This window comes from Agrobacterium sp. rho-8.1 (genome assembly GCF_033957725.1).
Lineage (GTDB): Bacteria > Pseudomonadota > Alphaproteobacteria > Rhizobiales > Rhizobiaceae > Agrobacterium.
Genome location: NZ_CP192788.1, coordinates 1,932,745 through 1,958,524 on the forward strand (window position 1 = coordinate 1,932,745; position 25,780 = coordinate 1,958,524).

General features: G+C 57.1%; 21 protein-coding genes and 1 other RNA gene. 3 read left to right on the forward strand and 19 right to left on the reverse strand.

The window, feature by feature from the left end; translation table 11 throughout:
• The first annotated feature begins 147 nt into the window (after nt 1-147).
• Both RMR21_RS09760 and RMR21_RS09765 read left to right on the forward strand, forming a co-directional pair.
• Nucleotides 148-552, forward strand: coding sequence for a hypothetical protein (locus tag RMR21_RS09760; RefSeq protein WP_498667806.1), 405 nt, complete (start codon nt 148-150; stop codon nt 550-552).
• A 152-nt stretch (nt 553-704) separates the two neighbouring features.
• The gene (locus tag RMR21_RS09765; RefSeq protein ID WP_498667808.1) at nt 705-2,009 is read left to right on the forward strand and encodes an MFS transporter; all 1,305 of its coding nucleotides are present in this window, start codon (nt 705-707) and stop codon (nt 2,007-2,009) included.
• Nucleotides 2,010-2,095: 86 nt separating this feature from the next.
• On the opposite strand, the gene RMR21_RS09770 is transcribed toward RMR21_RS09765, so the two are convergent.
• The 19 genes from RMR21_RS09770 to RMR21_RS09860 all read right to left on the reverse strand — a co-directional run bounded on the left by RMR21_RS09770 (nt 2,096) and on the right by RMR21_RS09860 (nt 24,092).
• A complete protein-coding gene (locus tag RMR21_RS09770) occupies nt 2,096-4,087 on the reverse strand; it encodes a glycosyltransferase family 2 protein (RefSeq protein ID WP_498667809.1) in 1,992 nt (663 codons plus the stop codon).
• Between the two features lie 243 nt (nt 4,088-4,330).
• Complete coding sequence (gene murB, locus RMR21_RS09775) at nt 4,331-5,296, reverse strand: UDP-N-acetylmuramate dehydrogenase (protein ID WP_498667810.1); 966 nt, start codon at nt 5,294-5,296, stop codon at nt 4,331-4,333.
• Nucleotides 5,293-6,708, reverse strand: a complete 1,416-nt coding sequence (murC, locus tag RMR21_RS09780; RefSeq protein ID WP_498667811.1) for a UDP-N-acetylmuramate--L-alanine ligase — start codon at nt 6,706-6,708, stop codon at nt 5,293-5,295. The genes murB and murC overlap by 4 nt, the downstream gene beginning before the upstream one ends.
• Nucleotides 6,705-7,844 (reverse strand): undecaprenyldiphospho-muramoylpentapeptide beta-N-acetylglucosaminyltransferase, encoded by a 1,140-nt coding sequence (gene murG, locus RMR21_RS09785; protein ID WP_498667812.1) that lies wholly within the window; start codon nt 7,842-7,844, stop codon nt 6,705-6,707. The genes murC and murG overlap by 4 nt, the downstream gene beginning before the upstream one ends.
• Before the next feature lie 4 nt (nt 7,845-7,848).
• The gene (gene ftsW / locus RMR21_RS09790) at nt 7,849-9,003 is read right to left on the reverse strand and encodes a putative lipid II flippase FtsW (protein ID WP_498667813.1); all 1,155 of its coding nucleotides are present in this window, start codon (nt 9,001-9,003) and stop codon (nt 7,849-7,851) included.
• A gap of 4 nt (nt 9,004-9,007) precedes the next feature.
• The gene (murD, locus tag RMR21_RS09795; protein ID WP_498667814.1) at nt 9,008-10,417 is read right to left on the reverse strand and encodes a UDP-N-acetylmuramoyl-L-alanine--D-glutamate ligase; all 1,410 of its coding nucleotides are present in this window, start codon (nt 10,415-10,417) and stop codon (nt 9,008-9,010) included.
• A gap of 4 nt (nt 10,418-10,421) precedes the next feature.
• Nucleotides 10,422-11,522, reverse strand: a complete 1,101-nt coding sequence (gene mraY / locus RMR21_RS09800; protein WP_174153523.1) for a phospho-N-acetylmuramoyl-pentapeptide-transferase — start codon at nt 11,520-11,522, stop codon at nt 10,422-10,424.
• 122 nt (nt 11,523-11,644) lie between these two features.
• On the reverse strand, nt 11,645-13,078 hold the full coding sequence (locus tag RMR21_RS09805) for a UDP-N-acetylmuramoylalanyl-D-glutamyl-2,6-diaminopimelate--D-alanyl-D-alanine ligase (RefSeq protein ID WP_498667815.1): 1,434 nt from the start codon (nt 13,076-13,078) through the stop codon (nt 11,645-11,647).
• Nucleotides 13,075-14,535, reverse strand: coding sequence for a UDP-N-acetylmuramoyl-L-alanyl-D-glutamate--2,6-diaminopimelate ligase (locus RMR21_RS09810; protein WP_498667816.1), 1,461 nt, complete (start codon nt 14,533-14,535; stop codon nt 13,075-13,077). The genes RMR21_RS09805 and RMR21_RS09810 overlap by 4 nt, the downstream gene beginning before the upstream one ends.
• 58 nt (nt 14,536-14,593) lie before the next feature.
• Nucleotides 14,594-16,333 carry a peptidoglycan D,D-transpeptidase FtsI family protein gene (locus RMR21_RS09815; RefSeq protein WP_498667817.1) on the reverse strand — a complete coding sequence of 580 codons (1,740 nt, stop codon included), beginning with the start codon at nt 16,331-16,333 and terminating at the stop codon, nt 14,594-14,596.
• The gene (gene ftsL / locus RMR21_RS09820; protein ID WP_498667818.1) at nt 16,333-16,887 is read right to left on the reverse strand and encodes a cell division protein FtsL; all 555 of its coding nucleotides are present in this window, start codon (nt 16,885-16,887) and stop codon (nt 16,333-16,335) included. The genes RMR21_RS09815 and ftsL overlap by 1 nt, the downstream gene beginning before the upstream one ends.
• Nucleotide 16,888: 1 nt before the next feature.
• Nucleotides 16,889-17,914 carry a 16S rRNA (cytosine(1402)-N(4))-methyltransferase RsmH gene (gene rsmH / locus RMR21_RS09825; RefSeq protein WP_498667819.1) on the reverse strand — a complete coding sequence of 342 codons (1,026 nt, stop codon included), beginning with the start codon at nt 17,912-17,914 and terminating at the stop codon, nt 16,889-16,891.
• A gap of 14 nt (nt 17,915-17,928) precedes the next feature.
• Nucleotides 17,929-18,369 (reverse strand): division/cell wall cluster transcriptional repressor MraZ, encoded by a 441-nt coding sequence (mraZ, locus tag RMR21_RS09830; RefSeq protein WP_498667820.1) that lies wholly within the window; start codon nt 18,367-18,369, stop codon nt 17,929-17,931.
• A gap of 398 nt (nt 18,370-18,767) precedes the next feature.
• Nucleotides 18,768-19,169, reverse strand: an RNA gene (gene rnpB / locus RMR21_RS09835) — RNase P RNA component class A.
• 59 nt (nt 19,170-19,228) lie between these two features.
• Nucleotides 19,229-20,422 (reverse strand): NAD(P)/FAD-dependent oxidoreductase, encoded by a 1,194-nt coding sequence (locus RMR21_RS09840; protein WP_498667821.1) that lies wholly within the window; start codon nt 20,420-20,422, stop codon nt 19,229-19,231.
• A gap of 112 nt (nt 20,423-20,534) precedes the next feature.
• A complete protein-coding gene (locus tag RMR21_RS09845; RefSeq protein ID WP_498667824.1) occupies nt 20,535-21,722 on the reverse strand; it encodes an NAD(P)/FAD-dependent oxidoreductase in 1,188 nt (395 codons plus the stop codon).
• A gap of 83 nt (nt 21,723-21,805) precedes the next feature.
• On the reverse strand, nt 21,806-22,342 hold the full coding sequence (locus tag RMR21_RS09850) for a lytic transglycosylase domain-containing protein (protein ID WP_498667826.1): 537 nt from the start codon (nt 22,340-22,342) through the stop codon (nt 21,806-21,808).
• A gap of 245 nt (nt 22,343-22,587) precedes the next feature.
• A complete protein-coding gene (locus tag RMR21_RS09855; protein ID WP_498667827.1) occupies nt 22,588-23,355 on the reverse strand; it encodes an N-acetylmuramoyl-L-alanine amidase in 768 nt (255 codons plus the stop codon).
• On the reverse strand, nt 23,352-24,092 hold the full coding sequence (locus RMR21_RS09860) for a TerB family tellurite resistance protein (RefSeq protein ID WP_498670126.1): 741 nt from the start codon (nt 24,090-24,092) through the stop codon (nt 23,352-23,354). Before RMR21_RS09860 ends, RMR21_RS09855 begins: the two co-directional genes overlap by 4 nt.
• Nucleotides 24,093-24,403: 311 nt before the next feature.
• Here RMR21_RS09860 and RMR21_RS09865 point away from each other — a divergent pair, with 311 nt between their 5' ends.
• Nucleotides 24,404-25,615, forward strand: a complete 1,212-nt coding sequence (locus tag RMR21_RS09865) for a pyrophosphate--fructose-6-phosphate 1-phosphotransferase (protein ID WP_498667828.1) — start codon at nt 24,404-24,406, stop codon at nt 25,613-25,615.
• Nucleotides 25,616-25,780 lie beyond the last annotated feature (165 nt).

Sequence of the window (25,780 nt, forward strand, 5' to 3'; positions counted from 1 at the left end):
TACCCAACCGTTTTTGGTCATCACCGATGCCGCCGCTACCGTCTGCAATCCCATAACAGAATGCTGGTGTGCGGAAAATCGCGAACGAACCTTTTTGCCAGCGATCGCACATTCATCGTAAAATCACGCACACTGGAGGCCCACCTAATGACAGAACATTCGACATGGCAAAGCTTAGCGGGCGGCCAGGAGATGCTGGACTGGTTCGGCGGAACACATCAGTTTCACGATGCGCTCTTGCAAGAAATTGTGATGAGAGGGGACCGCACCGGATTGATGCGGATCAGCACGTCGGTCATCACTGACGAGGTCGATGACAACGGCTTCCTAATTTCCGCAAAGCATGCGGAGGTAACCCTCAATCTGGGTGGCATCCAGACCGTCAACGTGACCGACCTAGATATGATGCCCGCGATCATTTTGGTGATGAATATCAGGAGGACGGACTCACTCTTTAAAATCGAATGGTCCGCGAGCTATGGCGTAAACGGTCACATTCTAGCCAAGCATCTAGATTTTTCATTAGCCCCAAAAGCGGCCGAACCACTTTAAACACAACTCAGAACGTTGCTCTAACACCGATTATTCGTCCAATTTTTCGGGAATATTGCGTTTTAACCGTTTCAAAAGATCGAAAATTACGTTAACGCAGCCTCACCCCGGTAAAGGGTCATAAGTGTTACTTAACAATGGAAAAAAATCTCATGTCTGACGCGATATTCAAGGTATCGCCGACAGCTGACACGCCGAACGATGTAAAGACAAATTCGCCTGCACGAGTTCTCACTGCCAGCGTGGTCGGCACGACCATCGAATTCTTCGACTTTTACGTTTATGCGACCGCAGCTGTGCTCGTGTTTCCGGCGTTGTTCTTTCCCAACAACGACCCGATGACAGCTTTGCTCGCGTCCTTCGCAACCTTCTCCATCGCCTTCTTCGCCCGCCCGCTCGGTGCCGTCGTCTTTGGTCACTATGGCGATCGCGTTGGCCGCAAGACTACGCTGGTGGCAGCCCTTTTGACCATGGGTGTGTCCACCGTCATCATCGGCCTCCTGCCGTCTTACGAAACCGCTGGTGTTCTGGCGCCTTTGCTGCTTGCGCTATGCCGCTTCGGTCAGGGCTTCGGTCTCGGTGGAGAATGGGGTGGTGCGGTTCTTCTGGCAACGGAAAACGCGCCTCCCGGCAAGCGTAGCTGGTACGGCATGTTCCCGCAGCTCGGCGCTCCACTCGGCCTGTTCCTATCGTCCGGCGTCTTCTGGATTTTGCTACACGTCATGTCGCAAGAACAGCTGCTCAGCTGGGGCTGGCGCATTCCTTTCGTCGCCTCCATCATCCTGATCGCAGTCGGCCTCTGGGTTCGCCTGTCGATCACGGAAACCCCTGCCTTCCAGAAGGCTATCGACAAGGAAGAGCGTGTTGCCGTTCCCGTGGCCGAACTCTTCCGCCATCACAAGCGCAGCCTGTTGCTCGGCACGTTCGTGGCGCTGGCAACCTTCGTGCTGTTCTACATCGGCACCGCATACCTGCTATCCTACAACGTCAAGGTTCTGAAGATCCCGTTTCTTGATGCACTGGAAGTGCAGCTCGTGAGCTCGGTCGTTTTCGGTATCTTCATCCCAATCGCGGGAAAGCTCGCCGAACGCTTCGGTCGTCGCGAAGTGCTGATTGTCACCACGGTCCTGATCGGGGCCTTTTCCTTCCTTCTTCCTGGCCTGATGACCGGTGGTGAAGGTTCGATCTTCGTCTTTGCGGCTCTCGCAATGGCGCTGATGGGTATGACCTACGGCCTGATCGGCACGGCGCTCGCAGCCCCCTTCCCGACGACGGTACGCTACACGGGTTCGTCCATCACCTTCAACATGGCCGGCATCTTCGGCGCATCGCTTGCGCCTTACATCGCCACGTCACTGCAGGTGACATACGGCATGGCCTATGTCGGCTACTACCTTTGCTTCGCAGCCGTTGTAACGCTCGGCTGCATCTTGCTGTCGCGCAAAGACGAAGTCTGATCCAGCGGTGTTGGCGGCATTATCGACGCCGCCAACACCAACAAAATTGCAGGCAACCCAGCGAAGTGTGTGAACGCACCTCACCCCTATGCCTCACCAAGCACATCGATGACTGGTACTCTTTCGGTCGGGGTCAGACGCAAGATTGGCCTGGCCGTCGCCGGAGGGATAGGAAGGTATCGCTTATCACGAAAATGATCAGCCTTTTCCGAGCCGCGTCCAAGAGCAAGCAACGCCATGATCGGAGCGGCTGCAAAGGTGAGCAGAGGGTAAATCAATGCGCCAATCGAGATTGCGATATCGCTCCATTGGATGAACTGTCCAACGTATAAGATCAGCCCGACAACAGGCAATAGCGACATCGCCAACGCAAGTTCCGTGGAAGCACCACTCAGCGCTGACCACGCCGTTTGACGTGACGAAAATTTGGGCGTTCTGCGCCATTCGATTTTCTGCCCGACAGCCGCATAGACGGACGCAGAGCTCCACACAAATCTCAATGCAAGTGCCGCAAGTTCCGCAGCCAGCATGTTGCTGAGTTTGTGGCAGCCGCATATCCGGTATTCGGCAACGGACCGGAGGACACCATTTGCGAGGATAAGGCCCATGAAAAAAATGGCCTGAGACGGTAGCTGAACACTTGGCAATATGCCTTGCCAGACAAGGAAGGGATAAGCGGCGGCAAAGACGACATTTCCAACAAGTCCAAAAGGTATTATCAAAGCCACCAAAGAGCGAATGACCTCATAGCATTTCCCCCATGCCTTGAGGTTTGGCGAGCCGCCAAGCCACACTGGCAAAAGAAGTCTCCAATGGCGACGGAACTGTTGCACAGGCCCATATGTCCAGCGGAAACGCTGCTTTTTCCAGTCTGCAAAATTGTCCGGCATTAGGCCGCGGCCATAGGTATAGGGCAGAAATATACCCTCATAGCCTGCCGCCCGGATTCTGATGGCAATCTCGGAATCCTCCGTCTGGCACCATTCTGCCCATCGCCCCGCCTCTTCAATGGCGGTCTTGCGGAATATACACATTGTTCCGATCGTGAAGGATGCCTGCATTTCGCTCGCACCGGCATATTCGAGACGGTTCGGAACCATATATTCCCAGTAACAGGCGCGGTTGAAGACGTTTACCGCGTTGCCACGATAATCATGCGAGGTTTGCACGAAGCCGAAGCGCGGGTCGTCGAAAAACGGCACGAGATTTGAAAGAAATCCAGGCTCGCAGAGATAATCCGAGTCCACCAGCGCAATCAGTTCTGCGCTCGGATCCGTCAGATCGAGGCATAGGTTGAGAGCCCCTGCCTTTGCGCCCGTCAAACCTTCGACATGAAAGAAACGAAACCGCTTTTGGCCGATCGCGTTGTTAAGCGTTTCACAATAGGCCTCGACCGGTTTCCACAGCGACGGATCGACCGTGTTGTTGTCGCAGACCAAAACCTCGAAATTGTCGTAATCCAATCTCGCTATGCTCTTCAGGGTCTCGATGACGATCTGAGATGGCTCGGCATGAACGGGCACATGGATGGAAACGCGCCGCTGGGTCTGGCAGGACCGGTGCGGCGCGATAGGCTGTGCCCACTGTTTGCGTACAAGAAGACCGAATGTGCCGAGCTGGATGTAGATTACGAAAGCAATTCGGAAGATGGATATCACACCAAGCGAGACGATTGCCAGAACCACCAGCGAGGGATAGCCGTTGGTGTTCAGCCATTCGTACGCCCAGACCGAACCCGATATGCTCGATAGCGGTCCAGCGATCACGAAGGATAGCCCTGCCGCGCTCAGACGGCGTAGGAACACCGCCAGGAACAGCGAAATGATCACCACAACCGACACTGCCGGCACAAGACCGCCAACCGATACCGAGAGAGACGACATCGCCGCAGCCGCGATAGCAATGCCGTGAACCTGAAGAACGTCGTAGCGCGATGCCCATCGCACCCGATAGACATCCGTTGTCGTGACGAGGGCCAAGACGCCACTGAAAAACGTGAACCAGCATGAGAAGACAAAGAACGCTTGTGCGAGGCCAGCACTGTGCGCTTGCCAATATTCGATGAAATATGAGCTCATAAGAAAATCCAAATATAAATTGATTTAAATAATGAAATTACTTAAAGTCGTATTTATTTTTAATGCATCTTATGATTGTATTTTTGCAAGAGTGCAGTTCCATGAAAATCAATTTTTTGTGCAAGAAAAACACCTGATCCGGAATCAAACACACAGAAAAGCCCGCGAAGTCATTGGCTTCGCGGGCTTTTTATTGTCTTAAGAGATATTGGCGCTAAGCGTCAAACACGCGCGCTGACATGATCACGCGCCGAAAAACGGCTCCACCTCACGGCCCGGCATGAAAAGCCCGAGCCGTTTGATTTCCCATTCCAGACGGATGCCCGCATGTTCGAACACACGCTTGCGCACCGCTTCGCCCAGATACTCCAGATCGTAACCTGTTGCGTGCCCAGTGTTGATCATGAAATTGCAGTGCAGCGACGACATCTGTGCACCGCCGATGACCATCCCGCGGCCGCCTGCCTCATCGATGAGGCTCCAGGCTGAATGTCCCTCGGGATTCTTGAACGTCGAACCACCTGTCTGCTCACGGATCGGCTGAACCGTTTCACGGTGAAGACGAACCGCATCCATGTCCGCACGGATTTTCGCGCGGTCTTCGGGATGCCCCTCAAACAGCGCGCCAGTGAAGATCAGATCCTTCGACGCTTCCGAATGACGATAGCTGTAGCCCATGTCGGTATTGGAAAGCACATGGCTGTTGCCCTTGCGGTCAACAGCATAGACTTCCACCACGCGGTCGCGTGTTTCGCCACCATTGGCACCGGCGTTCATACGCAGGGCACCGCCGATGGAACCGGGAATGCCGTAATAGAAATGGAAACCGCCGATGCCGTTATCCATCGCCATGGCGGCGATATGCTTGTCCGGGCAGATCGCACCGGCCTTGATGCGGTTTTCGCCCGCAAGTTCCACCTGGCCGAAGCCCTTTGCGGAGAGGCGCACAACGACGCCTGGAATGCCGCCATCGCGCACCAGAAGGTTCGACCCGACACCGACAACCGTCAGCGGAACGTCTTCCGGCAGAAGCTTCAGGAACGTGATGAGATCGTCCGTATCATGGGGCTGAAACATCAGTTCCGCCAGACCACCTGCCCTGAACCACGTCACGCGGTCCATCGGACTATCCGGCGTCAAACGTCCTCTGAGTTCATTCACTCCGTCGCCGAGTCTTCCCAGCAACTTTACCCCATCCACCTGTCTCATGCAGACTTTCCTGAAATGCTATCCAATTCCGAGGGCAGCGCCGCCGCCCATTGCGTGATGTTGCCAGCCCCCAGAAGAACCACGAAATCACCCGGTTTCGCGATCGCTGCGACAGTCTTGGCCAGATCGTCGCGGGAGGAGAGATGGCGAGCATCGCGATGGCCAGCAGCCCTGGTGGCTGAAACAAGCGTCTCGGAGTTCACACCCTCGATTGCATCTTCGCCTGCCGCATAGACCGGAGCAAGAAGAATTGTGTCCGCGTCGTTGAAACAATGTGCAAAATCTTCAAACAGGCTGGAAAGACGCGAGTAACGGTGAGGCTGGTGCACGGCAATGATCCGGCCGCTGCAAGCCTCACGGGCAGCCTTCAGCACCGCCTTGATCTCGACCGGGTGGTGGCCGTAATCATCGAACACCTGCACGCCGTTGGATTCGCCCGTCAGCGTGAAGCGGCGCTTGACGCCACCGAAAGACGCAAGCCCCTTCTTGATGTCTTCGACCGAAATGCCAAGGCGATTGGCAACGGCAATCGCCGCCGTCGCATTTGACACGTTGTGGCGACCGGGCATAGGCAGCACCAGATCAGTAAATGTGAAGATCTTACCCGTCCGACGACGACGGATTTCCACGTCAAAAATCGACTTGGTCCCATCGATGCGGACATTGGAAAAGCGCACGTCGGCCTGTGGGTTTTCGCCGTAAGTGATGACCTTGCGGTCTTCGATCTTGCCGACGAGCGTCTGCACTTCGGGATGGTCGATGCAAAGCACGCCGAAACCGTAGAATGGCACATTTTCCACGAACTGGCGGAAGGCCGCGCGCACCGCATCGAAATTGCCGTAATGGTCCAGATGCTCAGGGTCGATATTCGTGATGACGGCCACATCGGCGGGCAGCTTCAGGAAAGTGCCGTCGGATTCGTCGGCCTCCACCACCATCCATTCGCCCTCACCCATGCGCGCATTGGTTCCGTAAGCGTTGATGATGCCGCCATTGATGACGGTCGGGTCGAGATTACCGGCTTCCAGCAGTGTGGCCACCATGGATGTCGTCGTCGTCTTGCCATGTGTGCCGCCGATGGCGATGGCATTGCGGAAGCGCATCAGTTCGGCCAGCATTTCGGCACGGCGAACGATGGGCAAGTGCTTTTCACGCGCTGCGATCAGTTCGGGGTTGTTCTTCTTGATGGCAGTCGAAACGACCACGACCTCCGCATCGCCAAGGCTTTCCGCCGTGTGGCCGATGAAAACGTCGATGCCCTTCTCGCGCAGACGCTGCACATTGGCGCTGTCTGCCTGATCGGAGCCCTGAACGCGATGGCCGAGATTGTGAAGCACCTCGGCAATGCCGCTCATGCCAATCCCGCCAATTCCGATGAAATGGACAAGACCTATGGCTTTCGGCATCTTCATGGATGCACTCCTTCTTTATTCTTTAATTTAAACTGTTGAACGGATTGCCCGTTAGCAATCGCCTCCACGAGGTCGGCAAGACGCTGGGCGGCATCCGGCTTGCCGGTCGCTTTCGCAGCCGCCGCCGTTTGCGCAAGACGAACAGGGTCGTTCATGGCATCGCTGAGCAGCGATGAAAGCTTTTGCGGGGACAGATCGGATTGCTTGATGACGCTGGCACCACCGGCCGCAGAAAGCGCCGCGGCGTTGGCGGCCTGATCGTGATCGAGTGCATGCGGATAGGGAACGAGTACCGACGGACGCCCGATGACCGAGAGTTCGGAAACGGTCGAGGCTCCGGACCGGCTGATAACGAGATCGGAACCAGCAATCCGCTCTGCCATGTCGCCGAAGAAGGGCGAGACATCCGCGTTGACACCAAGCTTCTTGTAGGATGCGATCACGCTTTCCTTGTCTTCAGGCCGCGCCTGCTGTGTCACGGAAATACGGGCACGCATCTCGTTGGGCATGAGGCAGATCGCAGCCGGAACCGCGCCGGAAAAGAACTGTGCGCCCTGGCTTCCGCCAAAGACGACAAGCTGGAAAGGCTCGCCCGCATTGGAAGGCGTGTAGGCGATCTCGGCAGCAGCCAGAACTGCGGGGCGAACCGGATTTCCTGTCGCCACCGTCTTTTCGGCATAGTCCCCTTGGGTCTCAGGCAGAAAACCGCCAGCGATCGCTTTCACACGTTTCGCAAGCGCCTTGTTGGCGCGGCCCATGACAGCATTCTGCTCATGGATCAACGACGGCACGCCAAGGCCTGTGGAGGCCAAAAGCGGCGGCACGGTCGGATAACCGCCGAAACCCACCACGGCTACCGGCTTCAGCTTTGTGACGAGACGGCGGGCGGCGCGAAGGCCAGTCCACAGTTTCAGCAAGGCTTTGGCAACGGCGACCGGATTTTTCGAGCCGATGGTAGCAGAGGGCACGACGTGGATTTCGTCCGCCGGAAATGTGCCCGCATAACGTTCCGCGCGGCTGTCGGTCACCAGATGCACGGCATAACCGCGTGCCTTCAACTCGTATGCCAGCGCCTCTGCCGGAAACACATGGCCGCCGGTTCCCCCGGCGGCAAGCAGAACGATGCCTTTGCTCATATTTTTACTCCGCAGGAAGGCCTGCATTGACCCGGAAGAAACTGCGCTCCTGCGCACGTTTCTCAGGGCGATGGCGGGTTAGCGCCAGCAGGAAACCGGCCGTGACGCAAATCGCCATCATGGAAGAACCGCCATAGGAAATCAGTGGCAGCGTCATGCCCTTGGCAGGCATCAGTTCCAGATTAACGCCGATATTGATCATCGACTGCATACCGATCTGCAGCACGAGACCAGCGACAGCGAAGCGGACGAAATCGTCCTTTTCCTTGAAAGCGTGGCTCAGGCCCCGCAACACGATGAAGGCGAAGATCGCGACCAGCAGCATGCAGAACAGAATGCCGAACTCTTCCGCCGCAACGGAGAAGATGAAGTCGGTGTGGCTGTCGGGAATGATGCGCTTGACGATGCCTTCGCCCGGACCCTGGCCGAACCAGTTGCCACGAATGATGGCTTCGCGTGCCGTATCCACCTGAAATGTGTCGCCCTCGCCCGTCCAGAACCGGTCGATACGACCTGCCACGTGCGGCAGCATCAGATAAGCGGTGACGATGCCGCCAACGCCCAGACCGCCCAGCATGATGATCCAGAACCAAGGAATACCGGCCATGAAGAACATGCCGCCCCATACGACAGACGTCAAAATGGTCTGGCCAAAGTCGGGCTGCGCAATCAGCAATGCGGCCACGATTCCGAAGGTGATGATGGCGAACAGATTGCCCGGAATTTCAGGATGCCGCGCACGTTCGGCAAACAGCCAGGCGCAGACGATAACGAAGGCTGGCTTCATAAACTCAGATGGCTGAATGGAAAAAGAGCCGACGGAAATCCAGCGCCGCGCGCCCTTCACTTCAATACCGAAGAACAGTGCAAAGATCATCATCAATAGCGCTACAATGAGCATGATGACGGCGACACGTCGCACCTGGCGGGGCGAGAGGAAAGACAGGCCAAGCATGATCGCCACCGATGGCACCATGAACATGGCCTGACGCTCCACGAAGAAGAAGCTGTTGAGGCCGATACGCTCGGCCACGGCAGGCGATGCCGCGAAAGACAGCATCAGTCCGATGCCCATCAGCGCGATGAACGCCGTCAGAAAGAAACGGTCGATGGTCCAGAACCATTCCGCGACCGGTCCCCGGTCTATACGGCTTACCATTTCTTCAGGCTCCCTTTTTCAAACCAACCAGCATTGTCACACCATCCAGTGCTGCGACATGCGAGACGAACGAATCACCACGAGTTTCAAAATTCTTGTACTGATCGAAGCTTGCGCAAGCCGGTGATAACATCACGACATTGCCATCGCGACCATCCGCCTGCGCATCTGCTGCTGCATGCTCGACCGCCTTGTCGAGAGTACCAGCGATTTCATACAGGACGCTTTCACCCAAGGTCGCAGCAAATTCCGCAGCTGCTTCGCCGATAAGATATGCCTTCGCAACGCGAGAGAACAGGGGTGAAAGGCTGCTGATACCGCCCGCTTTCGGCAGACCGCCTGCAATCCAGTAGATACGGTCATAGCTGGACAAGGCAGGTGCCGCCGCATCCGCATTGGTCGCCTTGCTGTCATTGACGAAGGTCACGTTGTCGCGAACGCCAACAGGCTGCATGCGGTGCTTGAGACCGGGGAAGGATTTGAGCCCCGCCTTCACCTCATCCACGGAAACGCCAACCGCAAGGCAAGCGGCGATCGCTGCTGCCGCGTTCTGGGCATTGTGGCTACCGCGCAGCGTCGAGATACCATCAAGATCAACCAGCAGCGAAGACGTGCCGCCTTCCGCCTTGATGATGCGACTGCCCTCGGCATACAGACCGTTGGCGACAACACTGCGTTTTGAAATGCGCGCTACCGTGACACCAGCCCGTTCGATGCGATCGGCAATCAGCGTGCAGTGACTGTCATCGACCCCAACAACCGCCGTATCGCTGCCGGCGACCAATCGCTCCTTGATGTCGGCATAATGCTGCATCGTGCCATGGCGGTCGAGATGGTCTGGCGTCAGGTTCAGCAATATGCCAGCGGTCGGGTTCAGCGTCGGCGCCAGATCGATCTGGTAAGATGAGCACTCGACCACGTAGAAACGCTGCGCCCTCGGCGGATCGAGGCTGAGGATCGCCGTGCCGATATTGCCACCCAATTGCGTGTCACGGCCAGATTCTGTCAGAATGTGAGCGATCAAAGCCGTCGTCGTGGACTTGCCATTGGTGCCGGTGATGGCGATGAACGGGCAGTCCGGCGCATGCGCACGGCGTTCGCGCACGAAGAGTTCGATGTCGCCGATCACCTCCACCCCAGCGGCACGAGCCAGATCGACCGACCAATGCGGCTTGGGATGCGTGAGCGGCACGCCGGGCGCCAGAACGAACGCAGCAAGCTTCGACCAGTCGAGGCTACGAAGATCAGCGGTATGGATACCTTCGCTCTGCGCCCTGGCAACACTGTCGGGATTGTCATCGAATGCCGTGACCTCGGCACCTCCCGCCACCAGCGCGCGCGCGGTGACGAGCCCAGAGCCACCCAGACCGAAAAGGGCAACACGTTGTCCGGCAAATGAGGTGACAGGGATCATTCGATTATCTCAGCTTCAACGTAGCAAGGCCGAGCATCGCAAGACCGACGGAGATAATCCAGAAGCGGATAACGACCTGGCTTTCCGTCCAGCCCTTCTTTTCGAAATGGTGGTGGATCGGTGCCATCAGGAACACACGCCTGCCGGTACGCTTGAACCAGAACACCTGAATGATGACCGAAAGCGTTTCCATGACGAACAGGCCACCGACGATGATCATGACGATCTCATGCTTGACGGCAACGGCGATGGAGCCGATCAGTCCGCCCAACGCCAGCGATCCCGTATCACCCATGAAGATAGCGGCGGGCGGCGCATTGAACCAGAGGAAACCAAGCCCACCGCCTATGACCGCACCAACGATGACGGCAAGCTCGCCCGTCCCAGGTACAAAATTTATCTGGAGATAGTTGGCGAAAATCGCGTTGCCAACGAGATACGAAATAACGCCGAAGGTCGCAGCGGCAATCATCACAGGCACGATGGCAAGACCGTCGAGACCATCCGTCAGGTTGACCGCATTGCCTGCACCAACGATGACGAAAGCACCGAACAGCACGAAGAAATAGCCGATATCGACAACAAATTCCTTGAAGAAAGGAAAAGCAATCGAGCTTCCAAGCGTCCCGCCATGCGGAGCGGTGGCAAGTGCCACTTCCATCATGAAGAATACAGCGATAGCAGCAATCAGAAATTCGATGCCGAGACGAGCCTTACCGGAAAAGCCCTTGTCGCTCTGCTTGGTAACTTTGAGATAGTCATCGTAAAAACCGATGGCTCCGAAACCGAGCGTTACCATCAAAACCGAGACGACGTAGACGTTGGACAGATCGCCCCACAGAAGCGAACCGCCGAGAATGCCTGCAAGGATCATCAAACCGCCCATGGTGGGCGTTCCAGCCTTCTTGAAATGAGTCTGCGGCCCATCGGCGCGAATCGGCTGTCCCTTGCCCTGCCGGATGCGCAGGGAATTGATGATAGCAGGGCCAAACAGAAAGACGATGAGGGCAGAGGTAAACAAAGCCGCACCGGCCCGGAACGTGATGTACCGGAACAGGTTGAAGATTTGAACGTGGTCCGACAGTTCAACGAGCCAGATCAGCATGTTTGCCCTTTCAAAAGGCCGCTTGGAGCGGCGGACAGATGAAATGTGCCCGCGCTGCTCCACGTTTTTGTTTCAGAACAGGATAACCCAAGACAGCTTTCGATACTTGGGTCGTCGGTGCTCTAGATTTGGCGTTCCGTCTCGGGGAACGCTGGATACTTGTCAAGAAGAGCCGTTACGATCTTGCCGAAACCGATGCCTAGTGACGATTTTATCATCACCACATCGCCCGGCTGGACCCATTTCAGAACGAATTCATTCAATTCGGTAGTGGTGGGGAACCATGCGACATTGACGCTTTCAGGCAACGCGTCACGCAACGCAGCCATCGACTCACCCGCAAGCCAGACGTGCTCGATACCGGCCGACAAAAGTGGGCCTGATAGTTCCTCGTGCACCTCGGTTGCAAACTCACCCATTTCCAGCATATCGCCCAAAACGGCGACGCGTCGTCCATCCCCTTTCACCTCGGCCGCAGCCAGAAGGGCGATGGCGGCACGCATGGAGGCCGGGTTGGCGTTATAGCTCTCATCGATCAACAGGAACGAGCCGTCGCCGACAGAAAGGCGGTGGCGTTGGCCCCTGCCCTTCACCGCCTCCAATGTGCCAAGTGCTGAAAACGCCTTGTCGATATCCGCGCCCAGGACGGCAACCGTACCAATGGCAGCCATTGCGTTTTCGGCAATATGGCGACCCGCCGCGCCGATGTGCAGTTCGCTGGTCTCGCCGTTGATGATGGCCCAGATGGTGGAACCGTTTGGCGTGCTTTCGAAATCGGCCAGACGGAAATCAGCCTTGGCGTGCTGGCCAAACGTCAGTACGTGCTCGATGCCAGCGTCGAATGCCGCCCGTTCCAGTTGCTCGAACTGCGCATTGTCACGGTTGAGGATGACGGCACCGCCGGGCAGAACGCCATCAAAAATCTCGGCCTTGGCGGCAGCAATTTCTTCCAGACTGTTGAAATTACCCAGATGCGCCGCAGCAATGGTGGTGATGATAGCCAAGTGCGGCTTGACCTGCTTCACCAGCGGACTGATCTCGCCAGCATGGTTCATACCCACTTCGAAAATACCGAATTCGGTATCGGCAGGCATTCGGGTCAGCGTCAGCGGCACCCCCCAATGATTATTGAAGGAAGAAACCGCCGCATGGACCCGGCCCGATGGGGCCAGAACCTGCCGCAGCATTTCCTTGGTCGTCGTCTTGCCGACGGAACCGGTGACGGCAACGATACGCGCCGATGTCCGCTCGCGTGCTGCAACACCCAGCTTGACCAGCGCAGCCAGAACGTCTTCCACGACGATCATCGGAACGGTCAGTCGGCCCAGCGCGGGAAGTTTGGATTCCGAGACCACGAGAAGGCCGGCGCCGTTGGCAACGGCAAAGCTTGCATAATCGTGGCCATCCACCCGGTCGCCCTTGATGGCGAAGAAGGCTTCGCCCTCCTGCACCGAACGGCTATCGATGGAAATGCCCGTAATGCCTTGCGGCAGGTTGCCGACCGGACGGCCTGCCATGACGGCGACCATATCCGGGACTGTCCATAACCAGTTCAAATCTTTAGTCCTTCCAGCGCAGTTCGCACCTGTTCATGGTCCGAAAACGGCAGCGTCACGCCGCCGACAATCTGACCTTCCTCATGCCCCTTGCCCGCGACGATCAACGTATCTCCACTGCCCAGCAACGAAACGGCATGGCTGATAGCCTCAGCCCTATCTGCAATTTCAAGCGCACCGGATGCCGCCGCCATGATTTCGGCGCGGATGGTCTGCGGCTCTTCAGAGCGCGGATTATCGTCCGTGACGATGACGATGTCGGAAAGCCGGGTCGCGACCTCGCCCATGATCGGCCGCTTGCCCTTGTCTCGGTCTCCACCGCAACCGAACACGGTAATAATGCGACCGGATGTGAACGGCCGCACCGATGTCAGCACATTTTCCAGGGCGTCTGGCTTATGAGCATAATCCACATAAGCCAACGCACCGTTCTTCGTCTGGCCGATCAGTTCGAGGCGACCGGCGGCACCCACCAGCTTTTCAAGCGCCTTCAGTGCGACAGACGGCTCAACGCCGGTGGAGATTGCAAGTCCTGCGGCCACCAGCGCATTGGCCACCTGAAAATCGCCGGCCAGCGGAATATCGACTTCGTAAATCTTGCCCTGGTGATGCACCTCGATCATCTGCTTGTGGCGGAAATGCTCGACGCGCTTCAGGGTCAGATAATCACCCTTGCGACCGACGGTGCGCACATCATGACCCGCATCCGTTGCAGCTTTTACAGCGCTTTCCGACCATGCGTCGTCAGAGAAGATGACGGCAGCCGAACCCTTCGGTAACAACGTATCGAACAGCCGCATCTTGGCGGCCATATAGTCTTCAATCGTCGGATGATAATCCATATGGTCACGACCGAGATTGGTAAATCCGGCAGCCTTCAGCTTCACGCCATCGAGACGGCGCTGGTCGAGGCCGTGGCTAGACGCTTCCATCGCCGCATGAGTCACACCTTCGGAAGCGAGGTCTGCCAGGAGTGCATGCAGGGAAACCGGATCCGGAGTCGTCAGCGAACCATATTCTTCGCGGCCCGGCGCAATCACACCCGTCGTGCCGATCTGTGCCGCAGCATGACCCGCAAAAGTCCAGATCTGGCGGATGAAAGAAGCGACCGAGGTTTTGCCAGCCGTGCCGGTTACCGCGATCATCGTCTCAGGCTGCTTGCCAAAGAAGCGGGCAGCGGAAAGGGAGAGATAAAGGCGCGGGTCGGAGACAACGAGAACTGGCACATCGGCATGGATGGCATTGCTGGAAACGACGGCGATAGCGCCCTTTGCCACCGCGTCCTGCACATAAGTACCACCATCCGCCTTGGTCCCGGCAACCGCCACGAACAGCGAACCCGGCTGTGCCTTGCGGCTATCAGCCGTAATCCCGGTGATATCCAGCGATCCGGCATCTGTCCGCAGCAATTCAGTCAGTTCCGGGAACTCGGTCCCAGAGAGATCTCGCAAATTCATCGATGTGCCCGTCTTGTCCCCCCGGCGCGATTCGCCGGTTCGTCATAAGCTGTACCAATCAATAAGACACCAGCAAGGCCGAACCGTCCTTGCCGAACTTCGGTTTGACGCCGAGAATAGCAGCCGAGCGCGAGATGATGTCGTGCACCATCGGTGCGGCAGACGTACCGGCCAGTGCAGCACCGTTGCCCTTGTCTGTCTTCGGTTCGTCGATGAAGGACAGAACCACATATTCCGGCTTGTCCATCGGGAAAGCAGAGAGGAAGGCGTTGAAGTTCTTGTCGTGAACGTAGCGACCATTGACGACCTTGTCCGCCGTGCCGGTCTTGCCGCCCACATTGAAGCCTTCGACACGCGCATTACGGCCAGACCCGTTGACGCCGTTCCATTCGAACAGGAAGCGCATGTCCTTGCTCGCGCCCGGCTGCAAGACCTGCTTGGCAACCTGATCGGCCTGCGCCACTGTGCGCGGCAGAAAAGTTGGCTCGATCAGCTTGCCGCCATTCACCAGTGCTGCACCGGCAATCGCCGTCTGCAAAGGTGTCGTTGATACACCGTGACCGAAGGAAATGGTCACCGAGTTGATCTTCTTCCAAACGCGCGGCTGCGATGGCATGGCGATTTCCGGCAGTTCCGTCTGCATCTTGGTCAAAAGACCAAGCCGCGTCAGAAACTCCTTGTGACCCTCGATGCCAACCGTATCGGCAATCTTTGCAGTACCGATATTGGACGAATACTGGAAGATTTCGGGCACGGACAGGATGCGGCCCTTGCCGTGGAAGTCCTTGATGGTGAAGCCACCGATGCGGATCGGCGCACGTGCATCGAACGTATCATTGATGTGCACCTTGCCAGAATCCAGACCCATGGCGATGGTGAAGGACTTGAAGGTCGACCCCATCTCGAACGTGCCGTTCGACATACGGTTCAGCCAGCCCTCTTTGGCACCTTCGGCCGGGTTGTTTGGATCATAGTCCGGTAGCGATGCCATGGCGAGAATTTCGCCAGTGTGAACATTGATGACGACAGCACCAGCCCCAATAGCCTGAAACTTCTTGATGGCGTCGGCAACCACTTCACGCACGATGGCCTGCACACGCAGATCGATCGAAAGCTTGACCGGTTCCAAAGGCTGGTCGGATGTCATGCCCAACGCCGTCAGGTCAGCGAGACCCTGGCTGTCGAGATAACGCTCCATACCGGCAACGCCGCGGTTGTCGATATTGACGTGACCGACAACGTGCGCGGCGGTGTGCCCGCCGGGATAAAAACGACGCTTCTCAGGACGGAAACCAATACCGGGAATGCCAAGCGCCAGAATCTGACTCTGCTGTTTTGGCGTCAATTGGCGTCGCAGCCATTGGAAGCGTGATTCGGATTTCAGTTTCTGATACGTGCCGCGCGTATCAAGATCAGGCAGAACGGTCTGCAGTTTTTCGACAGCTTCATCGACATCGACAATGCGGTGCGGCTCTGCAAACAACGAGACGGTCCGAATGTCGGTCGCCAGCACTTCACCGTTGCGGTCCAGAAGGTCTGGACGCGAGGCCATCAGCCGATCTGCGGGGGCAATGCTGGAAACGGTTTCCGGCTGGGTCATGCCGTATTGAATGAGGCGTCCACCGACGACGCCATAGAAAACGACGAAACCGACAACCAGCAAACCAACGCGGGTCTTGGCCTGCGTGGCGCGTCGCTTGCGCGCACCCTCGAAGGCAGCATGGTCGGCAAAACCAGTGGTGCTTGCGGAAAAATGAGCCCTGCTTTTCAGAACCATGACGCGAGACAGAAAAGACATCAGTCCACCGATCCAGTTATCGTTTCATCCATGTCGCCAGCCTCGTCACCCGACTCAGCACGCACCGCTGGCATAGGCTGCGCGGCGCGCGGGGCGCGCGCGCGCGGTTGCGGTGCGGGGACGCCACCAGTCGCCACAATCTGTCCCGCAGGTTTGGATTTGGGCTTTGCACCACCCAGCATCGCGCCCGGCTTGGAACCATTCATAGCAGCGGCAATCACATCCTCTACGCTCATGCCCTGCGGCTCCGGTGGCTGCGGCAGTTGCGAACGCAGCATCGGCAATTCTTTCGGCTGCGAAAGCTGTGTCGGCTGTGTCGGTGCGAGAGCGAGATCGTCCTGATAGGCATTGACCAGACGGTGCAGACGATTCGGCTGCGTCAGCAGCGCCCAGTCGGCACGCAGAAGATCGATGGTGTCCTTCTCCAGCTTGATTTCCGTCTCCAGCTTTCGCACGGATTCCAACTTCACATCGGCCTGATGCTTGATCGTGTAGGTCACGACAGCAGCAGACACCATCACACCCATAAGAATGAAATCGAGAGTACGCAGCATATCAGCCTCCCATCTTTTCGAGGCTTGTGAGATTGGGAAGCTCGAAAATCGATATATCGGCTGGTCGCACGGGCGCTGTCGTGCGGACGCCAGCGCGCAGCTTCGCAGATCGGGCCCGCGGATTGATATCCGCCTCTTCGTCACTGGCCGCTATCATCGGCTTGCCCAGGGCATCGAAAATTGCTGATTTGGCCGCCAGCATAGGCATGTGGCGCGAGCCTGCTGCACGGTCAGAACGATCAGCGAAATACTTCTTGACGATACGGTCTTCCAGCGAATGGAACGTGACCACGACCAACCGACCGCCGGGCTTCAAAGCCCGTTCGGCAGCAAACAGAGCCTGCGCCAATTCACCGAGCTCATCATTGACGAACACACGCAGTGCCTGAAAAACCCGCGTTGCGGGGTGGATCTTGTCCTTGGCCTTGCGTGGGGTGACGATTTCGATCAGCCCAGCCAGATCACGCGTGGTACGAAATGGCTCGTCTGCACGCTTCTTTTCGATGGCGCGAGCAATGCGGCCCGATTGCTTTTCCTCGCCCAGAAAACCGAAGATGCGGATGAGATCGCCGACCTTGCAGCGGTTGACGACATCTGCCGCCGAAACGCCCGAGGACGACATACGCATGTCGAGCGGGCCGTTTCTCTGGAATGAGAAACCCCGTTCGGCCTCATCGATCTGCATGGAGGAAACACCGATATCCAGCACGATGCCATCAAGCCCTTCGGCTGGCGCATGTGCTGCGAGATTGGAAAACTGAGACTGGATCAGCGAAAGGCGACCGCCGCTGGCGCCAACCATGGCTTGCCCGTCGGCAATGGCGTTGGGATCACGGTCGAGTGCGACGACATGCGCGCCCTGATCGAGAATGGCCTGGGTATAGCCGCCAGCACCGAAGGTGCCGTCCATAATGACTTTTCCGGGCGCTGGCTCCAGCGCCTTGAGAACTTCGTGGAGAAGAACCGGAATGTGGCGAACCGGTCCGCCGCTGGCTTCAGAATAGTGTTCGCCAGAATTCGCCGCCATTCCGTTTCCCCGTCCTATACGGGGCGAGCAGCCGTAAAACCGCGCCCCGTTCTTGCAGCCTTCTGCGCCTCGTAAAACGCGTCGGGTTGCCACAACTGAAAATGATCCGCCCGACCCACAAAGGTAACCTCGGTCGTGATGCTGGCGAATTCCCGAATGAAATCCGTTACCATCAACCGCCCTTCCGCATCGAGCTTCATGAAAACGCCGCCGCCGTGAACCAGCAGCGACATTGCGTTCGCTTCCGGCGAGAAAGCATCCATGGACGCGATCTGCCGTTCGTATCGCTCCAGCAAGTCCGGACCGCCCACGCTGATGGCCGGAAATGCGAAATCCTGGAGACAATAAAGCTCCTGAATGCCGCGCTCCATCAGCACCGAACGAAACATTGACGGAACCGAGACGCGCCCCTTGGCGTCGATCCTGTTCGTCACGTTCGATAAAAAGCGACCCATCGCAAAACTCGCCAAAACCACCCGATGCGGAGCAGATAGCCGCATCAACAGGCAACACCTTTACGCACGACAAATCGCTGACCGGCAGGACATGAAGCCCATCGGACCCTTGCAGGCCTCTCCGTTTCAGAGATTGCGGGTCAAAAACACGACCCCTTGTGGTGTGCATTTGGGATACCATGGGACACTTTGGGCGTCAATGGGAGAAGCCAGCGGGATACCGGCTTCGGATCGCATATTCATATCCCGTTAAGTTTAACGAATGGTTTACCGTGTTCATTCAAGCACTTGTGCCGCGACAATAAAAATTCGCCCCTGAAATCTTATTTAATTAGCAATAACATATACTTACGCGCCCTGCGCTTTCGCGCGGCGTAAGAACCTGTAATAAAAAGGAATTTGCCAGTTGGCCTGTAAGCCGGGTTCTGTATGGCCCCGGTTTGACCCGGAACGTGGCAGCCATTCATCTGGGACGACATTTGCACGCCGCCTCTCGCAACCCACCCGGATGACTCGCCCAAAAACCGGCTGTAGGTCCGCTTGCGCGGACCCCACGTCATCCCTATTCGGTCTTGCTCCCGGTGGGGTTTACCATGCCACCCCTGTTACCAGCGGCGCGGTGGGCTCTTACCCCACCCTTTCACCCTTACCACCCGAAAGGTGGCGGTCTACTCTCTGCGGCACTTTCCCTAGGGTCGCCCCCGCCGGACGTTATCCGGCACCGTGTTTTCGTGGAGCCCGGACTTTCCTCACCCTACCGTCTTTCGACATTGATAAAGCGCGGCTGCCCGGCCAACTGGCAGGGGCTCCTTAGACGGGTTCAGTCATGAAAGCCAACAGAAAATCGGTGGAAGGGTGATTAGTCAGAGAAAATCGGCGTAAAATCAGCTGCGTAACCATCATCGGCAAGAGCGCCTTCGGACAGGAGCCGCGCCCCCAACCGCCCGATTTCATCGGAGCTTTTGGCAGCAGCACCGCATCCACCCGTCAAAACGGCAATGCTTGGCGAGGCCGTAAAACCAATGGCCGGAAATCCAGTCGGTGTGTAGGATGTCACACAGGCAGCCATGGACACACGCGACGTATCAATCGACGGGATCAGACTATCAATGATCTCGACGAAATCGTCGCGGACCTTCGCGTTCCCGCCGGATCGGAACCAGTCGCGAATATCCTGATCCGTATGCAGCGGAACATCGACCGGTTCCCCTCCGATTTTCAGGTAGAACCTGCCATCGGGATAACGCACGGGCGGCAACAGATAGATATGTTTGCGTGGGTCAGCGGGTTCGTAGATGAGTGAAGGCATACCCGAGTAAAGTTTGCGTTCCTCATCGGGCACCTCGAAAAAGGCAACGGTTCTGGCATAAACCTTCATCTGAAGTGCTTGCGGCAATAGTCCCTCCGCAATGGAAAATCCGCCCGCAGCAACCAGAACCTTCTCCGCCTCGTAGACCTGACCTGATGCAGTCGTCACGATCGCTACGCCATTTTCGTCCCGTACGCTGACAGCGATGTCATCGATCCGCGTCACGCCACGCTTTTCAGCCGAAACAATCTGCGCCCGCACGAGTTCGCGTGGATTGACGTAACCAGCGTTGCTCGCCTCCAACACACCCTCACAACTGCGCTCGAAGGAGAAATAGGGAAAGCGTTTTGCTAATGCTTCGTCGTCCAACACTTCAGTTGCAACGCCGAGTGTGTCTGCTGCCGTGCAGACATTCTCGATATAGGAGAACCCCGTGCCACGTGCCTTGCCGACGATCAGGCAACCGACCTCGCCGTAAAACGCGACACCACTCTCACGCTCGATCTCGCCATATCGGGCAATGGAACGGTTGGCCAGTCGCGCCCAATCCGCATTGCTGTCGATCGTCCGTGTGATTCGCGCCGCATCGTAATGGCTGGCGAAAACGCCAGTATGGCTCTTGATATCGGCGGGCTCACCCGGCCCGATCAGCGCAATATCATCACAGCTTCCAGCCAGATGACGCGCCGCAGCAGCCCCCATCATGCCAGCACCGACGACGATATATTTGAACTGAGTTGCCATGTTCGAGCTCACCGATTTTCAGATTCTGTAACAATGAGTTGTAGCGGTTTACGGAATCGATTCTAGAGGCTTGGGTTGGATAATGGTGGTGGTGAATGGCACTGGGTTCGGCTTAGGCAAAAACCGGCGCCATATTCCTTGCGAAATCCGCCTCTCGCAACTGCCCATTCAGCAACAACACCGCACCCAGCCGCCCGATCTCATCGGATGACTTGGCCGCAACGAAATTGCCGCCAGTCAATACGGCTATGTTGGAGGATTGCGTGTAGCCGATATAGGGGTAGCCCGTGCGGGTGATGGAGGCGACGCAGGAGCCGGAGGTGACCGGGCAACCGTTAAGCGCTGGCATGAGTTCGATAGCGCGCCGCACCAGAAACGCCACCTCGTTTGCCGTCCCATCGGAATGAAACCACCGCACGGCTTCACTCAGCGTTTCCAGCCTGCCCTTCTCGCTCTCGCCACCGATTTTAAGATAGACCTTGCCATCGGGGTAGCGGACCGGCGGCAGAATGTAGACGATATCGTCGGCATTTTCCGCCAGGACGATGGTTGAAGGCATGCCCGCAAAATCGCGTTGCTTGTCCGCATTCAGTTCGAAAAACGCAATCGTTCGCCCGGTCGCCGCCATATCCACATTGACGGGCAGAAGATCAGCCATATTGGTAAACCCGCCCGCAGCGACGATCACCTTCTCTGCTGTGTAGCGTTGCCCCTCAGCCGTCATCACCTCGATACCGAATGCGGTATCACTGACACGCACCGCCGTTTCACGGATTAGATTCGCACCCTGGCGCTCAGCAATCTTGATCTGCGCCTTCACAAATGCGCGCGGATTGACGTAGCCTGCATTGCGTGGCTCGAACCAGCCTTGATGATCCCCAGGTAAATCGAACATCGGGAAACGAGCGCCCAGCTGCGAGGCTGCGAAGGTCTCTACCTCAAGCCCCAGCCTGTCTCGCGCGGCCAAGGCACTGGCAACATAGTTGCCGCCCAGCCCTTTGCCGTTTCCGGCAAAAAGACACCCTGCTTCGTGATAAAATGAAATTCCGCTTTCCGCTTCGATGTGTGCATAGCGCGCAATGGAGCGTTTCGCCAATTCGGCCCAGACCGGGTCGCCATCGAAACCACGCGTGATTCGCGCTTCATCGTAATGGCTGGAAAATACGCCACGGTGATTTTTGCGATCTGCAGGTTCGGCAGGCCCGATCAGGGCAACACCATCGCTCAAGGCCGAAAGGTGTCGCGCCGCAGCGGTACCCATCATGCCGGCACCGATAACGATAAACCTGAAATCCGCCATCACCGTCTCCCGCTCGCTTCAAGCGCTGACTAGCAAAGTCCAGCGATTTTCAAAAGCCGCAATCTGCAGCGGCTCAAAAGGCATCAACTTTGCAGCAGCGCCTGCACTTTGCCGCAATAGCGCTTCGAGACCGGGTTCATACGCGTGGCCGCATGCCCGGCATTGTAACGCAAAATCGTACTGCAAACCTGCCCGCCACCGAGCTGGTGGGCTGTCGCGAGATATTGCATGCCCCAGCGAATGTTGGTTTCTGGATCATAGAGCGCTTTCGTTGTGCCGCGATAACCCATCATCCGTGCCGTAGCTGGTTTGATCTGCATCAGCCCCACCTCACCGGCACTGCCGCGCGCTTTCGGGTTGAACTTGCTCTCGACGGAAACAATCGCATGCGCCAGATTGGTTGGTACGCCATAACGCTTGGCGTATTTCACGATCAGGTCGGAATACTCGTTTTGCAGTTTCGACGGCAGAGTTCTTTCTGGAATGGGATAGCCGGGCTTGCGGATATAGGTTTCCAACGGCACGGTTGTGATTTTCACCTGATCATCGGCGAAGACAAGGCCACTCTGCGCGGCAAGCAGCAAAAGGCAAGCCGAGACAGCAATATATGCTCTTCTCATTAGTATAAAACGTCTCCAGACACGAAGACTGCGATGTGCGGCGACAAAGATCAGCCGCTCGGGAAGCTCATCAGAACAATCCCTCGCACGTCTTCATCATTGATACTGACGATCACCGTTTCAAATTGAAACAGGTCGCCGGTTGGTGAGACGTATTAAGTGGCCCAATAAGGGTATACTGTGGCAAAGCGCAACAAACGCCCACCGAAATACCTTTTTCTGGAACCAATTTTCGATAAAAGCGCTCAGGCGCCGCGAAATTTTGGCAACGCGGCAATCAGCCGGTGCAGCGTGTCGATGGTCGAGAAATCGGCAATGCCATCGACCAGCGACGGCCTGAAGTGGCGCTGGAAAGCGGCAATGACGCCCTCGGTCTTCTCACAGTAATCACCCGTGATTTCAACAGCATATCCATAGATCGACAACATCGATTGAAGGGCTTCCACCGGTTGCCCGCTATCGCCGCGCTGGAAAAATCTGCCGCCACCGATGGGTGCGGATGGGACCCAGTGCCCGACCCCATGTTGCGACAGCATGTCCCATGGAAACTTTTCGCCCGGATCGATCTTCCTCACAGGCGCGATATCGGAATGACCAAGCACCCGTTCCGGCGCGATCGACCATCTGGCACCGCAATCTCGACACAATTCGATGACCGCATCAATCTGCGCTTTTGGAAATTCAGGCAGACCCGCCGGGTGCCCTGCATTGGCGACCTCGATACCGATGGAGCGTGAGTTGATATCCGCCACCCCACCCCAGGAGCTCTTGCCCGCATGCCAAGCACGCAGTTTCTCCGGCACAAGCTGCATGATGCGACCATCTTCAAAGACGAAATAGTGGCTGGAAACCTGGCTTTCGGCATTACACAGCCATGACAATGCGCTGTCTGCGGTTCCCATTCCCGTATAGTGAAGAATAATCATGTCGGGGCTGCCAACATCGACCCGTTCGCCATGGTTGGGCGAAGGCGCGACGGTGGCACCCGCATAATCAGCAGGGAAATCAATCATGCGACGCGGCGTTCTTTCTCGATGGCCGCATAGGCGGCATTGAGCGCCGCCATGCGCTCATTCGCGGCAGCGTGCAGTTCCATGGGAACGCCACGCGCAATGAGTTTATCGGGGTGGTGTTCAGCCACCAGCGAGCGATAACGCTTGCGAATATCCAGAAAGTCGTCGGCAGGCGAAACACCAAGCACGCGGTAAGGATCGCGTCCCTCCATGTGGACATGGCGCGCCATGATCGTTTCGAAATGATCCTCAGTGATTCGGAAGATTTCCGCGATACGACCGAGGAACGCCATCTCCCGCTCGTGGATAAGGCCATCAGCCTTGGCGATGTGGAAAAGACCATCGATGACGCTTTCCAGCATTTCGCAATTCTGCTCCCCGGAACCGCAGAGCCCGGACAGACGCTCGGCATAAGCCTCGTAGCCGGCAACATCCTGACGCGCGAGATTGTAAAGCCGCGCAACGTTCTTTGCTTCTTCCTCGGGAAAATCGAATATCTGCCTGAAGGCCTGAACTTCCGCATCATTGACCATACCATCGGCCTTGGCCATCTTGGCCGACAGCGCAATGATCGCCACCGAGAACGACACCTGACGGCGCGTTTCGGGATCGCCTTCGAACACGGTTCTGACCGCCTCGATAACGCGGCCGAGCACGTTGCCCGCCGCATCGCCTATTGCGCCAAGCAGTCGTTCCCACAGCGATGAAAGTTGCAAACAGGCGAAATCGTACATCATGGTTTCAAGCATAAAGTCCTGTTTGCTGAATGCAATATACATAAAGGTCGCATGGCATTAACTTTTCTTCATCTTGCGATGAGGTTTGCTGGGGTCGTTTCCGTCGCCACGCCACTGGTTTTCCGCAGGCTGGCAGCAGCGCAAGGAGGGCGCGAGCAATTGAAACGATTAGATCGGCCAACGCGTTCAATCGCTTTGAAGATTGCCGCGAAATGCCCGATTTTCTTGAGAAATTCACTTTACATGCCGGTTTCGCTGTCGCATCCATTTGCCACACGACATCTTTGAAATGAACACGAAGGAGCGCCACGATGGCCAAACAGAAAGTCGCAATGTTGACCGCAGGCGGTCTTGCACCATGCCTCTCGTCTGCCGTGGGTGGCCTGATCGAACGTTACAGCGACATCGCGCCTGATATTGACATCATAGCCTACCGCTCCGGTTATCAAGGCGTTCTGTTGGGTGACAGCGTCCACATTACCAAGGATATGCGTGAGAAAGCTCACCTTCTGCACCGCTACGGCGGCTCGCCGATTGGCAACAGCCGCGTGAAGCTGACCAATGCCGCAGACTGCGCCAAGCGCGGGCTCGTCAAGGAAGGTGAAAACCCTCTGGCCGTGGCGGCAGATCGTCTGACAAAGGATGGCGTCACCATTTTGCATACCATCGGCGGCGATGACACCAACACGACGGCCGCGGATCTTGCGGCCTATCTCGGCGCCAATGGCTATAACCTCACCGTCGTCGGCCTGCCCAAAACCGTCGATAACGACGTCGTCCCGATCAAGCAGTCGCTAGGTGCGTGGACGGCAGCGGAAGTTGGAGCTGATTTCTTCGACAATGTCAGCAACGAACAAAGCGCTGCGCCCAAGACCTTCGTCATTCACGAAGTCATGGGTCGCCACTGCGGCTGGCTGACGGCGGCAACGGCGCGCGCCTATATTCAAAAGACCCGTGGCAATGAATATGTCGATGGCCTGTTGATGGGACCACAGCTAAAGAGCATCGATGGTCTTTATCTGCCGGAAATGGCCTTCGATATCCAGGCCGAAGCCGAGCGCCTGAAGAAGACGATGGAAAAGACGGGCTTCGTCACACTCTTCGTCTCGGAAGGTGCGGGCCTTGATTCGATCGTTGCCGAGCGCGAAGCATCAGGCGAAACCGTCAAGCGCGATGCTTTCGGTCACGTCAAGATCGACACGATCAATGTCGGCGGCTGGTTCCAGAAGCAGTTCGCCAGCCTGATCGGCGCGGAACGCACGATGGTACAGAAGTCAGGCTACTACGCGCGCTCCGCCCCTGCCAATGGCCAGGACCTGCGCCTCATTCAGGGCATGGTCGATCTGGCGGTGGAAAGCGCACTCAACAAGGTTTCGGGCGTTATCGGCCATGACGAGGACCAGGGCGGCAAGCTGCGCACTATCGAATTTCCGCGCATCAAGGGCGGCAAGCACTTCGACCTGTCGACACCGTGGTTTGGCGAGGTCATGGACCAGATTGGCCAGTCCTACAAAGCGGCATAGAGCATAAAAACGCCTCTTTACGCCGCATGATGCTGGGAACCGCAAACTGTGGCGTAAACACACCGCTCTCGACGTTATGAACCGATCACCCCAGAAATGCGTTTCGGTTTCTGGGGTGATACTGTAGGTTACAGAAAAATGACGTGCAGGGAGGGCTAGGAGGAA